This window comes from Cellvibrio fibrivorans (genome assembly GCF_031457055.1).
GTDB classification, from domain to species: Bacteria; Pseudomonadota; Gammaproteobacteria; order Pseudomonadales; family Cellvibrionaceae; genus Cellvibrio; species Cellvibrio fibrivorans.
In genome coordinates this window covers 959,930-974,525 of sequence record NZ_JAVDVX010000001.1, presented here as the reverse complement: position 1 = coordinate 974,525, position 14,596 = coordinate 959,930, and the positions used below count along the sequence as shown (strand labels likewise).

The window sequence follows — 14,596 nt, the reverse complement described above, 5'->3', positions numbered from 1 at the left end:
CGATTCATGAAAAAACCTTCACGCGCCCCCTTTTACGCCGTTATCGGCCTGCTTGCGCTGGTCGGGCTGACCACTGCCTGGATGCGCCATCACCAGATGGAAATTCCCTTCACCCCCGGGGTGCAAAAACCCGTGTGGCTGATCGAGGCGCGCATCGATTTTGATGCGACCGGCGAGCCGGTTACCGCGCGTTTGGGTTTGCCCGATGATCCACCCGGCTATCGCAGCTTCAGTGAGCAGGCTGCCGCACCTGGTTACGGCTATTCAGTGGTGAGCGAAAACGGCGTGCGTCGCGGTGAATGGTCCAAGCGCGAAGCGGTAGGTCCGCAGACGATTTATTACAAAACCCAATTTATCGAAGTGGATTCAAGCCCTGCTGTGCCCGCGCCCTTTGAAGTGCCCAAAGCGGCCCACGTCGATTGGGACGGTTCCTCGCAGGAGACTGCTGCCCAGCAAGTGCTGGACACCGCCTACGCCAAGTCCAGCACCCCGCAAAGTCTGGCGCGTGAACTGATCAAACTGCTCAACTCAGACACCCTCGACCAAAACTCGGCGCTGCTGCTCTCCGCGCAAACCGAAAAATCGGCGCTGCTTGAAAAGCTGATTAACCAAGCCGGCATAGCCGCGCGTCCGGCGCTGGGTTTGTATTTGGAAGATGCCCGTCGCCACCAAAACCTGACCCGCCTGGTACAGGTGTACGACGGTGAAGACTGGGTGTTGTTCAATCCCTACACCGGCGAGCAGGGCGTACCCGAGAACCTGTTGCTCTGGCATACCGGCGGTGAATCGATTCTGGATGTGGCAGGCGGCAACCGTTCGCGCGTGAGTTTCTCGATGATCCACCAAACCGTACCGGCGCTGGATCTGATCAAGGCCCAATACAAAGACAGTGTGTTCAGCGTGCTCAGCATCCAGCACCTGCCAATTGAAGAGCAGAGCATGTTCAAGCTGTTGCTGCTGTTGCCGATCGGCGCGTTAGTCGTGGTATTTATGCGCATCATCATCGGCCTCAAAACCTCCGGCACCTTTATGCCGATCCTCATCGCCATGGCCTTCCTGCAGACTTCGCTGGTGTTGGGGGTGGTGAGTTTTGTCTCTGTGGTCGCCATGGGGCTGGTGCTGCGCACCTATTTATCGCGGCTCAACCTACTACTGATTTCACGGATTGCGACGCTAGTGGTGCTGGTGATATTTATCATCTCGGCGCTCAGTTTGATCGGCTACCAGATGGGCTTTAACACCGGCATGACCATCACCTTCTTCCCGATGATCATCATCGCCTGGACGATTGAGCGGATGTCGATCCTCTGGGAAGAAGAAGGTCCTAAAGAGGTGATGGTGCAAGGCGGCGGCAGCCTGTTGGTGGCGGTGCTCGCTTATACCCTGATGCAATTCTCGCTGGTCGGCCACCTGACCTTTAACTTCCCCGAGCTGAATCTGGTGGCGTTGGCGCTGATCATGTTGATGGGTCAATACACTGGCTACAAACTCTCCGAGCTGCGCCGTTTCCGCGCCATGGTGGATAACGCCAATACCGGCAAGCTGACTGATAGCAGCAAGGGAGCCGATTAATGAGTGCGCCATCAACACCTGTAGCGGCACCGGCGGGTATCAAGCGCTGGTGGAATTCCTGGGTTAGCCCTTGGCGCCTGAAGCGTATGGGCATCCTTGGCATGAACTGCCGCAACCACGACTTTATCGCCGCCTACAACCCGCGCAGTCTGTTTCCCTTGGTGGATAACAAGCTGAAAACCAAACTGTTGGCAGAAGAGTACGAAGTCGCCACCCCGAAGTTGTTTTTCGTGGTCAACGTCCAGCATGAAATTGCGACCATTGAAGACAAGCTGATGGCGCTCGATGCCTTTGCCGTCAAGCCCGCCAAGGGTTCAGGTGGTAAAGGGATTCTGGTGATCATCGGCCGTCGCGGCGACAAGTTCATTAAATCTTCGGGGGCGGAAATTACCATCGAAGATATCAAGCGCCATATGACCAACGCCCTCGCGGGTCTGTATTCATTGGGTGGCAAACCGGATGTGGTGATCGTCGAAGACCTGATCCAGTTCGATGACTACTTTAAGGATTACTCCTACGAAGGTGTACCGGACATCCGCATCATCATCTTCAAAGGCTATCCGGTGATGGCTATGCTGCGCCTCGCGACCCACAAGTCGGACGGTAAAGCTAACCTGCACCAGGGTGCTGTTGGTGTTGGTTTGGATATCTCCACTGGCCGTGCACTTAAAGCTGTGCAGCACTCCAAACCGGTCACCCATCACCCGGACACCAAGCGCGCGCTCGATGAAATCCAGATCGCCGATTGGCGCAACTGGCTGCTGCTGGCGTCCAAGTGCTATGAAATGACCGGCCTCGGCTATATCGGCACCGATCTGGTATTGGACAAAGTGCGCGGCGCGCAATTGCTAGAGCTCAACGCGCGCCCCGGTCTCGCAATTCAAGTTGCCAATGGCCGCGGTTTACTGCCGCGCCTGCGTCACGTTGAATCGCTCAAAGAACGCATGCACCGCACCGCTGAACAGCGGGTGGATTATGTAATGAAGACGTTTACGGCAGATGGTTTGTAATCTGGCGTAATTTTTTAATCAGCGGCGACTATCGCCCTAAACCTGACTGGAGTAGTAATTATGGCGACATCCGCTATTGTTGGGCCTGGCCTGTTAATGGGTACCTTTGCACTTATCATCCTCACCGGTGTTGTTCTCGCGCTGGTTGAAAAACGCCTGGAGCCAAAACGCGAGCATTGATATGCGTGGGTAAACAAGCGCAAGCGATAAATAAAAAACCGGGTCATTTTGAACCCGGTTTTTTTATGCGCGAATGAAATCCCGCCAAATAGAGTGCGCAGCACTTACACGAGTGGAATTTGCGCTGGATCAAATAGTATCGCGCGCGCGCGATTGTGACCCATCGCAATTGATCAAGATCAAAAGCACCGGATCATGAAACTAGCAATCTACTCCTGAAGGCTCTGTGCTTTTGTTAACTGTAGTGTCGTTAATAGATCAGTGCGATAACTGATGGAGAAATGATTATGTTGATTTCAGGTATTGTTGCAACTGCATCCCTAGTAGCAGTGTTGGTACTCTTGTTTGTCGGTGGTTTGGCGCTTGCGGCGGTGGATAAACACTTTGATGCGGGGCGCAAGCACTAACTTTTGCGATAGTTCACAGCCCGGCAGCGGTTAACCTATACACTGCAGTGACTTATTGGCTATTTTGTCGATAACAACGAGTGATAGTGAATGATGTTGTCGGTGCGTGCGAGAATTACAGCGCTAGTTGAGTGGCTATTTGCGTTTGCGCAGCGCTATCCGTTTGCGATAGCGCTGTTTGGTTTTGTCTCGGGTGTGCTCAGTTTTGTGATGGTCGAGCGCAACCAGGAATTCGCCCAGCTAATCGCCGCTATGATGCTGGTGAGCTGGCTGTGGCTAGCCTCGGAGGTGTTATTAAAGCAGGGCATTTTTCATTGGTTCGGCTTTAAGCTACCGCCCGCGTTGGTCAGTTTCGCTACGCAGATGGTGCATCAGGAAAGTTTATTTTTTGTTGTACCCTTCTTTTTTATCACCACTGCATGGAACAGCGCGCAGATGGCATTTACTGGGCTGTTAATGGTGGCCGCGCTGGTATCGATTATTGACCCCATTTATTACCGCTGGCTAGCGCCGCGCCGCTGGCTGTACTTTATCTTTCACGGTGTGACCTTATTTGCAGTATTGCTGACTGCGTTGCCGATTATTTTTCAAATACCCACACCCAAAGCCTATCTTCTCGCCTTGCTTATATCGATCGCAATGACGCTGCCCAATGTTGTGAGCTCGATGACGGTGGTGTGGTGGAAACGCTTCTTTTCCGCCTTATTCTTAATTGCTGCTGCAGGTTTATTCGGTTTATTGATGCGCCCCTGGGTTCCCCCGGCGACACTCTGGCTCACCGAGGTAGCCATTACCGATGAAATGAATACCGAAGAGCGCGTGCCGGTGCGCGTTTATAAAACGGTGTCGGCTGAGCAGTTGCGCCAGGGTATTTATGCTTACACAGCGATCCACGCCCCGCGCGGTTTAAATGAGACGATTTACCATGTCTGGACCCACAACGGCAAAGTCATCGATAAAGTAGCGTTGCATATCAGCGGCGCGCGCGAAGAGGGTTATCGTTCTTGGTCGCGCAAAGAAAACTTCCCCGAGAATTCAGTCGGGCGGTGGAATATCCGGGTGGTGACTGAAGCCAACCAATTGATTGGCATTCTGCGCTTTCGGGTTGTTACCGCGCCCGGTGTTGAGCAGCCTAGCAAGGAATCTACTACTGAACCTGTTGAGGCTCCTGAAGTAGAGGCCAAGACAGAAGCCGGTACAGAAGTCGGTACAGAGTCCGGCACTGAGTTAAGCGCGGAAACCAGTGTGGATACAATCACCGAAACGAGTACAGAGACAAGTAAAGAGACCGATACGGAAACAACCAGTGAAGAACCTGTTATCCCGCCCGTATCTATACCAAGCGAATAACGCCAGCTGGAAAACTGCCCGGCAGTGCCGACAAACACCTGTCGGCAACAAACACCTATAATGCGCAAAACATTCAGGTGTCTGTTGTCCATGTCTTATTTCCCTGTCACCAATGAACAGCCCAATACTAATAGCTCGGCGCCGTCGGTAGCGCGTGTCGAAATTTCGGCGGCTAAACCACGCGCCTTGCGTATTGCATTATTGGGCTACCGCAGTCATCCACATGTGGGCGGGCAGGGGATTTACTTGCAGTATTTAAGCAAGGTGTTGGTGGAGTTGGGTCACAGCGTTGATGTCATTTCCGGCCCACCCTATCCTGAATTAGATCCGCGTGTACGCTTGATCCAATTGCCAAGCCTCGATTTATACGCGCACCCTAATCCCACGCGCGCGCTGCGGCCAAAACATTTTCTGTCACTCGCGGATTTTTACGAGTGGTGGAGTAAATTGAGCGGTGCCTTTGGCGAGCCTTATTCGTTTGGCCGCCGGTTGCGTGCGTATTTTAAAAAACATAAACCGCAGTACGATATCGTCCACGACAACCAAAGCCTTTGTTATGGCTTGTTGGATTTGCAAAAATGCGGAGTGAATATTGTCGCCACCGTGCATCACCCCATTACGCAAGACCGCGATCTTGCACTGGCTGCGGCGACGGAAAAAGGCCAGCGCTGGTTGATCAATCGCTGGTACAGTTTTTTGGCGATGCAAAAAAACGTGGTGCAGCAACTCAGCCATGTGATCACCGTATCGCAGCAATCGCAGCGCGATATCGCCGCCGCATTTGATCGCCCGGCGCAAAATATTCAGGTGATTCCCAACGGTGTGGATACCAGTATTTTTAAGCCGCTCGACAATATTTCGCGCACACCTTTTCGTTTAATAACCACCGCCTCATCGGATCAACCCTTAAAAGGCTTGAGTGTACTTTTGCGTGCGCTGGCACAATTGCGCAGTGAATTTCCCGAGCTGCATTTAATCGTGATCGGAAAATTAAAAGAAAATGGTGAAACACAAAAGGAGTTGCAGACGCTAAATTTGCAAGACGTAGTGCAATTTAAATCTGGTATCAGTAATCAACAACTAGTCGAAGAATATGCGCAGGCGAGTATCGCTATAGTACCTTCACTCTATGAAGGTTTTGGTTTGCCCGCTGCCGAAGCCATGGCTTGTGCAGTGCCACTCATTTGCAGCGACGGCGGTGCACTGCCAGAAGTGGTGGGAGATGCTGCGCGTTTGGTGCGCGCCGGCAATGTGGATGAATTACAAAACGCGCTACGCGAATTATTAATCGACGAAAATGCACGCGAACATTTAGGTTCACAGGGTCGTGCGCATATACTGCAACAATTGAGTTGGGATTGCGTCGGCAAAAAAATGGAGGCTTATTACCACCATATGTTGCAGCAACTAGCACAGGGTGACGCAGTAGAAGACCGAAAATTATCGCGCGAGCAGATACAAAATGCTTACGATTAATTTTCACGATTTTCCGCTCAATGACGGCGATCTGGTGTTGGATCTCGGCTGCGGCGAAGGCCGCCATGTGATCAATGCCTACTTGCACGGCGATGTCACCGCCATCGGCGTCGATTTAAACCACCGCGATCTACTCACCAGCCGCGAACGTTTTTTACCTTTTGCACAAGCTTCAGGTAATAAACAATTTTATCTGCAACAAGCCGATGCAACCCAATTGCCCTTTGCCGACCACAGCATTGATAAAATTATTTGCAGCGAAGTGCTGGAACATATTCCCGACTATCAAGGTGTGCTCGCCGAAATCGAACGCATCTTAAAACCTGGCGGCCTGCTGGCTATCACCGTGCCGCGCGCCTGGCCAGAAAAAATTTGTTGGTGGTTAAGCAGCGAATACCACCAAGTTGAGGGCGGCCATATCCGTATTTTTAATGGATCACATCTGCGTCGAGAAATTGAGCAGCGTCCATTTAACTTTTATAAACGCCACTGGGCGCATGCACTGCATTCACCCTTTTGGTGGCTAAAATGCCTCTGGTGGAAAACCCAGGATACCAATCCGCTGATAAAAAGCTATCATCGTTTATTAGTCTGGGATTTAATGAAAAAACCCTGGCTAACACAAACGCTGGAAAAATGGCTAAATCCGATTATGGGAAAAAGTGTGGTGATGTATTTCAGGAAAGAGAATTCATAATGAAAAATTTATTGCTCACTAAAGGATTTTTCCCCGAGTCGCTGCTGCGTCCAACGGTCAATTATATTTTGCAAACACAATTACCCAACGGTTGCATCCCATGGTTTACCGGCGGCAAGGCTGATCCCTGGGATCATATCGAAGCCGCCATGGGTTTAACCATTGGTGGAGAACTCGCCGCCGCCCGCCGCGCCTATCAATGGCTCGCGCAAGAACAGCTTGAAGATGGCAGTTGGTGGGCGAATTATCTCGGTGACGAAGCAGTCGATAAGCATCATCGCGAAACCAATTTTATTGCTTATATCGCCACTGGCATTTGGCATTATTACTTGGTGACGGAAGATCTAAATGTTCTGCGCGAATTTTTCCCGTCCGTAAAAAAAGCGATTGAATTTGTCTTGCGCTACCAGGCACCGACGGGCGAAATTTATTGGGCAGTCGCTGAAGATGGCAGCGCAAAAAAAGATGCGTTGGTAACAGCGTCCAGCTCAATTTATAAAAGCCTTGAATGCGCAATTTTAATCGCACAAACATTGGGTAAAGAATTTGCTGATTGGTTTAAAGCCTATCAACATCTCGGAAATACATTGCGTCATCATCCTGAATGTTTTGACCGCACCTGGGAACCCAAAACCCGTTTTTCTATGGATTGGTTCTATCCTATTCTGACGGGAATTGCGCAGGGAAAATCCGCGCAGCAACGCATCGACAGTAAATGGCATACCTTTGTAGAACCCAATATCGGTTGCCGCTGTGTAAGCGATGAACCCTGGGTAACCGTTGCAGAGTCCTGTGAATTAACACTCGCATTATTAGCAGCAGGCGAACACGCCAAAGCGGTTAGTTTATTTAGTTGGTTATTCCAATTTATGGACGCAGATGGTGGCTACTGGACCGGCTATAACTTCCGCGATGATGTAATCTGGCCACGCGAAAAAACTACCTGGACTACCGGCGCGATTTTATTAGCCGCCGATGCCCTTACCGAACATACAGGCGCTGCGCGTCTATTTATTCAATCTGCATTAATAGCGAAATCTGCAGTGGATGATACAGACCAATCACTGCACGCCAAAACCGAGCATTGATTTTTGCGCAGTTGATCTTCTACGCAACCAATTGATCTTTTAAGAAACTAGCGACTATGCGAATCCCACGAATTTTTACCGAACAAAATTTGCTGAGCGGCGAACAGATCGAACTGGAAGAATCCGCCTCGCACCATTTAAGCAAAGTGCTGCGCATGCAAGCCGGACGCGAATTGATTCTATTCAACGGCGCCGGTGGCGAATTCGCTGCGACTATCCATGAAGTGAATAAAAAACATGTGATCGTCAGCGTGCAAGAACACACAGTGGATAATCGCGAATCGCCACTGGAATTGGAACTCGCCATCGGCATTTCGCGCGGCGAACGGTTTGAGTGGGTGCTGCAAAAAGCCACCGAACTCGGCGTCACCAAAATTACGCCGTTAATAACCGAACGCACTGAAGTGAAAGTGAATGGCGACCGTCAGGAAAAAATGCACGACCGCTGGCAACATATCCTCGTTAGCGCCTGCGAACAATGCCAACGCAATTTGCTCCCACAATTATCCGCCCCCATCCAAATTTCCGATTGGCTTCCACAGGTAAATTCCGATCTGCGTTTTGTGCTACATCACCGCGACAGCCAACGCCTCCCCGCTGATAAAACACCAGCCAGCGTCACCCTGTTAATCGGCCCCGAAGGCGGCCTAAGCGAACGCGAAATCGCCCACGCGCTGGAGCAGGATTTTAAAGCACTGACTTTAGGCCCGAGAGTATTACGAACGGAGACGGCACCGGTAGCGGCGATTAGTTTAGTGCAGTATTTGTGGGGGGATTTTTAACACATAGCGAATGAAAATATTTTTACTTACTCATGAACGCGAACTGTCGCGCCCCTCCAATACGGGCGTGTTGGCACAAAGCATCGCGCCGGAAATAGTAGAGCGAATCATTTGGGCGAGAAACACACCTGATCCGTCTTTGCTGAATGCAATCAGCCATAAAAATACGGTGTTGCTTTATCCTGTAGACGATGCAGATGCTGCGCCGATTGAATCTTTTGAAAATATCATTTTGCTGGACGCCACATGGCAGGAAGCACGCAAAATGTTTAACAAAAGCCCTTATTTACAAAACTTGCCTAGAGCGCACATTAAACCCCGGCAAACTTCCCAGTATCAACTTAGGCGCAATCAGCCAGAGGGAGGTTTGTGTACGGCTGAGTGTGTGGTGGAAATACTCATTGCAAAAAATCACATTGATATTGCTGAGCGTTTAGATACTGCGTTTACGCTTTTTAATTCGCAGTTATAGCGCTGCTCCCACGCATTCCGGATGCTGAATTATCACTAATTATGTATCCAACCACACAGACAGGCGCAGAAAAAGCCTAATAGAATACATGTGTTCCAGTTAAATATACCGTAAGAGAGCCGATCTTCTGTACAAAGTCTACAGCGACTAGGTTGATTCACTTGAGATACATGCCTTTTTAGTAATGAGGTGTTTGATATGTCTAATGAGTTGAAATTTGAATATGAAGGCATGGAGGTCAGCGTGACTTACGATCCATTAACCAATAAAGTTAAACGCACTGTTACCGAATTCGGTATGTTAATTCATAACGATGAATTAACGTTTGATAAATCGCTGGTTGCAAGTTTCGACGTAATGAGTTCAGAAGAGCAAGCAAAAATAGTTACTGCGTGGGGTTCGGCAGGAATTAAAACAAGAATAGAAGAGGGGCAGCTTGGTTCAATTAAAAACGCTTAGTGTGCTTACCAATATAATAGGCTGCAACTATGCAGCCTACGCCAATTAGGATTACCGGAAATCCGTCTATCAGTCCACCACGAAATAGGCCTTTAATGATAATCACCGTTCCGATTACATAAAGCCACAACACAAATTTATTCATTTTATTCATAATTCTTATGCTGTTGCTTTCGGCTAGATGTGGAATTAGACAGGGGCCTCGTTTGCCGATTTAGTATTTTGAAAGTATGGTTAAATGTCTTTCACTAAACTGCTTTTTAAGATTTCTATTTATAATATTCAGCTATAATTTCTTGAGCCACTTGAGAGGAAATTACTTTGACATTTGCTTGGGTCAATACAGCAGACTCCTCACTGTAAGAGCAAAGTACTGCAATCTTGTATATTTCCTTTTTAGCTGCAACATCAGGATAGTTTTTTGAAAATTTGCGATACACGCTAACTATATGCTCCCAAATAGCAACTTCATTTTTAGGATTTTGGTCTCTTCTAAATCCATCCTCCCACTCGGCATAAGTTTGAGAGTTCACAGATTCTAATTCTTTTTGTATGTTTGATATTTTTTGTCTCAGCTCCCCTTCAAATGGCGGATGCTGATATGTATTTTGTGTTAACTGATTGCTGTTCGCCCAATATATTTTCCCCTCAAGATTTATGTGAATCATTTCTGCACCAAGCTTTTCTTGAGCTACAAGATAAACTTTCTTAGTGTCGAAATCATAAACCTCAACATCTTTGGCCATAACGGGTACCGATAATAGAGTGATAGTTATAAATATATTTTTCATAAAATTAACAATTTAAATTCTGCTAATATTTTTATTTTGATCTCCTTTAAGCCATTAGTGGGAATTCATATTAATTCAGTTGGAAGGAAGTCCAAGTTTGTCAAAAAATGCGCGATTACGTTCTCTTGCTGACTTTGTCAGTTGGTCAAAAGAAATCACTTCGATGTAAGCTTTATAATTATCGTTATATCCGAAGTACCCCATTCCATCCGAAGTTACGGTGAGATTAAAGTTTTTGCATCTTTTTATCATTGTTGTAGTTAAATCACATAGGACGTAACAGTAACCAGGAACTGTTTGAACTGGAGGAATAATTCTGCCGCTTGGCGTTTGTACTTTTCCTTCTCTTACCCTTTCCAAATACCCTAAAGCTTGATCAATAGGGTCTTTATCCTCGCCTTCCTTCATGTCATTTCTCATCGGGCGTTTGATTTCTATCACCGTTATTGACGCTAATGGAAAGTTAGGCTGATCATTCACAAGAATTGGATTATCAAACACCCGCAAACTTAGTAGGTCAGGTTCCTTTGTTGATGTGCTTTCAGTAATCAGCATCGCATTTAATGTTTTATCCGATGCCAAGTAATTATGAAATGCAAGGCGCTCATCAATAAGCCACAAATTGCATGAATCTAAAAATACTTCACTGGAATCTTTTCTCATAGGCATAATTAGCTCATGAATCATATCCTCACGGGCATATTTTCCATCGTCCAGTCTTTCTATGGATTTTTGAAGTAAGTCGATTATCACCTTTCGGTGTGATACGTAACTTGCTAAGTCAGATTTTTTGAGGTCTTCAGCTTTCTGCAAATATGCGCTGAGTCGCTTTTTATATTCCTCTACATGCTCTTCATTTTGAGGTTGCATGACGTCATGGCCTTCACTAACAAGCTGCCTTTCAATTTCATACCATTGCGAGTGTAAGTGAAGTTCTAAATCTTTATCTGATTTTTCTGGATCAACAATCAATAGATCTTCAGACAAATAATTTGTAATAGGTCGGTAGCGAGGAGCGTGATTTACTATAAAGTCATTCACTCTTTTTCGGCCAGCAGCAATATTTTCGGTTAACACGTTTTGTAGATATTCTTGTGTTCGTGCGAGAACTGCCTCACGAATGTCTTTAAAGGTAATTTCGTGAAGCATATCTTCAACATCTTCTGAAATATCGAAGGAGGTACGCTCGCTCCTTACATGCGCAGTAAGATATTCAGATGAAACGTAGCATGTATAGGTGAATTCACCCGACCTATCAGATATTTTCCCGTAAAGCCCTGGAATCTTTCCTTGTATTGATTCTTCTTTCACCAGGCGATTTGCTGCGCATAGAGCTAGTTGATGTTTTTTGTTTACCGAGGAGCGAAATTTAATATGGGTTAAATCAAAATTTTGATCATCTATTTTTATAGTTTCATGAAAAGCACTTTCATGCATATGTTCTTGATATAGATCATCTAGGTCAATTGTCTCTCCACTATCCTCTACTAATATTTTTGGGGCAAACCCATGGCGTACAAAATACCAAAGTACATGTTCTAAAAGTTGGTTCGCAATGGATAACCCTTTTGATGGAAGTTTTTCATAGTAACTCTTGTCGAGCCCCATCAACTTAATAGTCGTACCAGTATGTGTGTCTGTCGCATCTTGTAGTTGCTCAGCGTGTACCCCTTGTTTATCGTCGAAGCGAAACAGGCGCTTTCTAAGAACGCCTTCGTTATCTGAAAAGTGGCTATATATTTCTACAACATCAAATACCTTCAGCCACATTAAGCGACCAACACCTCGACAACCCTTGTCTATTTTGTGGTCAGAATCGAGAGTTTCAAAGGATTTGAAATTGACATCATTAAAACCGCACCCATTATCGATGACTGTAAAACCAATAATGTTAGGCAAAACCTTATTATCAATATCAAGTGGTCTCTGCATTGCTCTGTCAATACGTAAAATTATCTTTCCAAAATCAGTGTTGCCTTTTTCCTCAATAGAATGAATAGAGTTAACTACAGCCTCGAATACGGGCATCAAGCCATGACTCTTAGGCAAAGAAGTATTGCGAAGACGGCCTTTTAGGTTGGTTTGTAGGCTCATAAGGCTATTTCCATTTATATTTGTGATTTATCTGTAAATGCTAAAATTTTTCATAAAAATTAAAACTCTGTCACTACTAAAAATTAAATGCGAAAAAAATCTTAATCGCAAAATGCGCTTAATGGCATTTAATTTTTGTGAATGAAAGTAGTCGAGCGCAACCAGTCAAAGTTTTAACAAGCGAAACAATCATGAAATTGGTTTTGTACAAATCGTTAACCACAATATTCCCGCGATGGGCAGTAGCTAACATCCCGTCGTTATTCATATGTATTTCCTATCTCCATCCAATGGCACAAGTTTCTACTATAGCCAAGGATTTGAAAAATACACTTCATTACAGGGGATTTGGGGCGGTGAGGGTTAATCGTCCCTTGTCAGAACTTCCAGTAATTCGATTTCAAATACCAGATTCGAATTGGGTTTTATCAGCGCGCCGATTTGGCGTTCGCCGTAAGCTAAATGTGCGGGAACTTGCAGTTTGCGTTTGCCGCCGACTTGCATGCCGATCAGGCCTTGATCCCAGCCTTTGATCACGCGGCCGGTGCCGATAACGCATTGGAAAGGTTTGTTTTTGCGGAGGGAGGAATCGAATTCGGTGCCGTCTTCGAGCCAGCCGGTGTAGTGGGTGGTGATGAGGGCGCCTTTGACGACGGTTTTGCCGTCGCCAATCTGCAGGTCTTCAATGATGAGTTCGTTCATAGCTGGGGGGATTGCGCGGACAATTAATTATCGAGGTGCAGATAATCCAAAAACGCGCGCTCCATTGCTTCTACGTGAGGGATAACCGCTTCTTCGCCCGCCCATGAGACGTGCATAAGTTCGAAGGGTTTATTGTCGGCGTCTTCGCGTTCGGTAATTTCTTCTTCGGTGACGCGCGCCAAACGCGGCAGGCCTTGGGTGAGAATCGCGATAAAGGGGAGCGACTCATTGACACCGGTGGTGTTGAGTACTGCAAAACGCGAGCGCGAGGCGACGCCGGGTTTGTCTTCACCGTTCATCACTTCAAATGAAAGCAACGGAATGGTTTGCTCGCGCCAGCTGCAGTTGCCGAGATACCAGGCAGGTGCATCTTCCACGGGAATCACTTGCGAGACGGGCACAATTTCCGCCACGGTCACGTTGGGTGCGAGTAGCAAACGCCCCTGGATCGGAATGAGCAGGCTGGCGACTTCTTGTACTTTTTTCTCGATGCGCTGGGGTGCTCTCATGAAAATCTGATCCTGTCGGTTCTCGTTGTACTTATTAAAGATGTACTTATCGAATTTGTACTTGGCACTTATCTAACTGGTGTTAGCGTTTCAACTGTGCCAGTGAACGCGCCAAATATTCAGGCGTGCCATTGAGGCTGACACAGCCGGTAGCAAGGGCGGAGACGGGCATGGAATCGCTGGTGCAATCATCGGGTGATTGTGCCCAGGCCTTACCGCCTACTTGTTTGATAAGTCGGCAACTTGCCGCGCCATCATCACCCATGCCGGTAAAAATAATCAAGCCGCAGCGCTCGCGGTAAATACGCGCGGCATTGGCGGCAATCTGGTCAATCGAAGGCGCGTAACTGCCTTTCCACGACTGGCCGTAATTCACGACTAATGTACCGTTTTCCAGAATCTCAACTGGATCGCGCGCGGTTACCAGCGTCAGGCTGTTGGCCTCTAACACTATGCCCTGGGTGGCGACCATGGCCGGATAGCTACCGGCGTTGCTCATCATGCGGTTGAGCGTTGCTGCCTGATTGGCATCTATGTGTTGTACATACAAAAACGCGATACCCAGATTGGCGGGCAATTGCGCCAGAAACCGCTTTACCGCCGCCGGACCACCGGTGGAGGCGGCTAATACCCAGAGTTCGCTGGCGGGATTGGCCTGCTGCAAGTTGATATCGCCACGCAACCGCTGCAAACGTAAACCGGTGCGCCGCAACCAGGCGCTGTGATCTTCGCTGCCTGGCGCAAATTCGCTGCTATCGCTGAGGATAATCGGCACCCGGCTTTGCGCGAATAACTGTTCTAACAAATGTTGCTCGTCGCAATAATCTTCTGCGACATCCACTACCCAAGCATCCAGCGGCTGCTCCAGTAACTGTTGGTTGGCTGCTTCGCGCGCCGACAGCAGCAAGTGACCACTTACTTTGTGACCCGACTGGGTAATCAGTTGGGTCAGCGCCTGCTGCTTGTGGGCACTATCGACCAGTATTCCCAGTTGCAGCATGGGGCCG

14 protein-coding genes are annotated in these 14,596 nt (G+C 47.9%); 9 read left to right on the top strand and 5 right to left on the bottom strand.

Annotated elements, in window-relative coordinates; translation table 11 throughout:
- The first annotated feature begins 6 nt into the window (after window positions 1–6).
- The 9 genes from J2X05_RS04165 (at window position 7) to J2X05_RS04125 (ending at window position 9,493) form a co-directional block, all read left to right on the top strand.
- On the top strand, window positions 7–1,572 hold the full coding sequence (locus J2X05_RS04165; RefSeq protein WP_310069035.1) for an inactive transglutaminase family protein: 1,566 nt from the start codon (window positions 7–9) through the stop codon (window positions 1,570–1,572).
- On the top strand, window positions 1,572–2,582 hold the full coding sequence (locus J2X05_RS04160; RefSeq protein WP_310069032.1) for an alpha-L-glutamate ligase-like protein: 1,011 nt from the start codon (window positions 1,572–1,574) through the stop codon (window positions 2,580–2,582). The genes J2X05_RS04165 and J2X05_RS04160 overlap by 1 nt, the downstream gene beginning before the upstream one ends.
- Window positions 2,583–3,259: 677 nt before the next feature.
- Window positions 3,260–4,519 (top strand): DUF5924 family protein, encoded by a 1,260-nt coding sequence (locus J2X05_RS04155; protein ID WP_310069030.1) that lies wholly within the window; start codon window positions 3,260–3,262, stop codon window positions 4,517–4,519.
- A 90-nt stretch (window positions 4,520–4,609) separates the two neighbouring features.
- Complete coding sequence (locus J2X05_RS04150) at window positions 4,610–5,995, top strand: glycosyltransferase family 4 protein (protein WP_310069028.1); 1,386 nt, start codon at window positions 4,610–4,612, stop codon at window positions 5,993–5,995.
- Entirely contained in the window at window positions 5,982–6,692 is a 711-nt protein-coding gene (locus J2X05_RS04145) for a class I SAM-dependent methyltransferase (protein ID WP_310069026.1), read from the top strand. The genes J2X05_RS04150 and J2X05_RS04145 overlap by 14 nt, the downstream gene beginning before the upstream one ends.
- Complete coding sequence (locus J2X05_RS04140; RefSeq protein ID WP_310069024.1) at window positions 6,692–7,780, top strand: prenyltransferase/squalene oxidase repeat-containing protein; 1,089 nt, start codon at window positions 6,692–6,694, stop codon at window positions 7,778–7,780. The genes J2X05_RS04145 and J2X05_RS04140 overlap by 1 nt, the downstream gene beginning before the upstream one ends.
- A 56-nt stretch (window positions 7,781–7,836) precedes the next feature.
- On the top strand, window positions 7,837–8,562 hold the full coding sequence (locus tag J2X05_RS04135) for a 16S rRNA (uracil(1498)-N(3))-methyltransferase (RefSeq protein ID WP_310069020.1): 726 nt from the start codon (window positions 7,837–7,839) through the stop codon (window positions 8,560–8,562).
- Between the two features lie 10 nt (window positions 8,563–8,572).
- Complete coding sequence (locus J2X05_RS04130; RefSeq protein WP_310069019.1) at window positions 8,573–9,034, top strand: tRNA-uridine aminocarboxypropyltransferase; 462 nt, start codon at window positions 8,573–8,575, stop codon at window positions 9,032–9,034.
- 198 nt (window positions 9,035–9,232) lie between these two features.
- Complete coding sequence (locus tag J2X05_RS04125; RefSeq protein ID WP_310069017.1) at window positions 9,233–9,493, top strand: hypothetical protein; 261 nt, start codon at window positions 9,233–9,235, stop codon at window positions 9,491–9,493.
- Window positions 9,494–9,762: 269 nt separating this feature from the next.
- On the opposite strand, the gene J2X05_RS04120 is transcribed toward J2X05_RS04125, so the two are convergent.
- The 5 genes from J2X05_RS04120 to J2X05_RS04100 form a co-directional block, all read right to left on the bottom strand.
- The gene (locus J2X05_RS04120) at window positions 9,763–10,239 is read right to left on the bottom strand and encodes a hypothetical protein (protein ID WP_310069014.1); all 477 of its coding nucleotides are present in this window, start codon (window positions 10,237–10,239) and stop codon (window positions 9,763–9,765) included.
- Between the two features lie 120 nt (window positions 10,240–10,359).
- Window positions 10,360–12,378 carry an ATP-binding protein gene (locus J2X05_RS04115; RefSeq protein WP_310069011.1) on the bottom strand — a complete coding sequence of 673 codons (2,019 nt, stop codon included), beginning with the start codon at window positions 12,376–12,378 and terminating at the stop codon, window positions 10,360–10,362.
- A 363-nt stretch (window positions 12,379–12,741) separates the two neighbouring features.
- A complete protein-coding gene (locus J2X05_RS04110; protein WP_310069008.1) occupies window positions 12,742–13,080 on the bottom strand; it encodes an FKBP-type peptidyl-prolyl cis-trans isomerase in 339 nt (112 codons plus the stop codon).
- Window positions 13,081–13,103: 23 nt separating this feature from the next.
- Window positions 13,104–13,589, bottom strand: a complete 486-nt coding sequence (locus J2X05_RS04105; RefSeq protein ID WP_310069006.1) for a chemotaxis protein CheW — start codon at window positions 13,587–13,589, stop codon at window positions 13,104–13,106.
- Window positions 13,590–13,671: 82 nt separating this feature from the next.
- On the bottom strand, window positions 13,672–14,589 hold the full coding sequence (locus J2X05_RS04100; RefSeq protein ID WP_310069003.1) for a chemotaxis protein CheB: 918 nt from the start codon (window positions 14,587–14,589) through the stop codon (window positions 13,672–13,674).
- Window positions 14,590–14,596: the final 7 nt, after the last annotated feature.

Excerpts from the sequence above, each read along its gene's own strand:
- J2X05_RS04105 (WP_310069006.1), bottom strand. The coding sequence starts at position 13,589 with ATGAGAGCACCCCAGCGCATCGAGAAAAAAGTACAAGAAGTCGCCAGC.
- J2X05_RS04140 (WP_310069024.1), top strand. The coding sequence starts at position 6,692 with ATGAAAAATTTATTGCTCACTAAAGGATTTTTCCCCGAGTCGCTGCTG.
- J2X05_RS04155 (WP_310069030.1), top strand. The coding sequence starts at position 3,260 with ATGATGTTGTCGGTGCGTGCGAGAATTACAGCGCTAGTTGAGTGGCTA.
- J2X05_RS04145 (WP_310069026.1), top strand. The coding sequence starts at position 5,982 with ATGCTTACGATTAATTTTCACGATTTTCCGCTCAATGACGGCGATCTG.
- J2X05_RS04165 (WP_310069035.1), top strand. The coding sequence starts at position 7 with ATGAAAAAACCTTCACGCGCCCCCTTTTACGCCGTTATCGGCCTGCTT.
- J2X05_RS04125 (WP_310069017.1), top strand. The coding sequence starts at position 9,233 with ATGTCTAATGAGTTGAAATTTGAATATGAAGGCATGGAGGTCAGCGTG.
- J2X05_RS04100 (WP_310069003.1), bottom strand. The coding sequence starts at position 14,589 with ATGCTGCAACTGGGAATACTGGTCGATAGTGCCCACAAGCAGCAGGCG.
- J2X05_RS04110 (WP_310069008.1), bottom strand. The coding sequence starts at position 13,080 with ATGAACGAACTCATCATTGAAGACCTGCAGATTGGCGACGGCAAAACC.
- J2X05_RS04150 (WP_310069028.1), top strand. The coding sequence starts at position 4,610 with ATGTCTTATTTCCCTGTCACCAATGAACAGCCCAATACTAATAGCTCG.
- J2X05_RS04135 (WP_310069020.1), top strand. The coding sequence starts at position 7,837 with ATGCGAATCCCACGAATTTTTACCGAACAAAATTTGCTGAGCGGCGAA.
- J2X05_RS04130 (WP_310069019.1), top strand. The coding sequence starts at position 8,573 with ATGAAAATATTTTTACTTACTCATGAACGCGAACTGTCGCGCCCCTCC.
- J2X05_RS04120 (WP_310069014.1), bottom strand. The coding sequence starts at position 10,239 with ATGGCCAAAGATGTTGAGGTTTATGATTTCGACACTAAGAAAGTTTAT.
- J2X05_RS04160 (WP_310069032.1), top strand. The coding sequence starts at position 1,572 with ATGAGTGCGCCATCAACACCTGTAGCGGCACCGGCGGGTATCAAGCGC.
- J2X05_RS04115 (WP_310069011.1), bottom strand. The coding sequence starts at position 12,378 with ATGAGCCTACAAACCAACCTAAAAGGCCGTCTTCGCAATACTTCTTTG.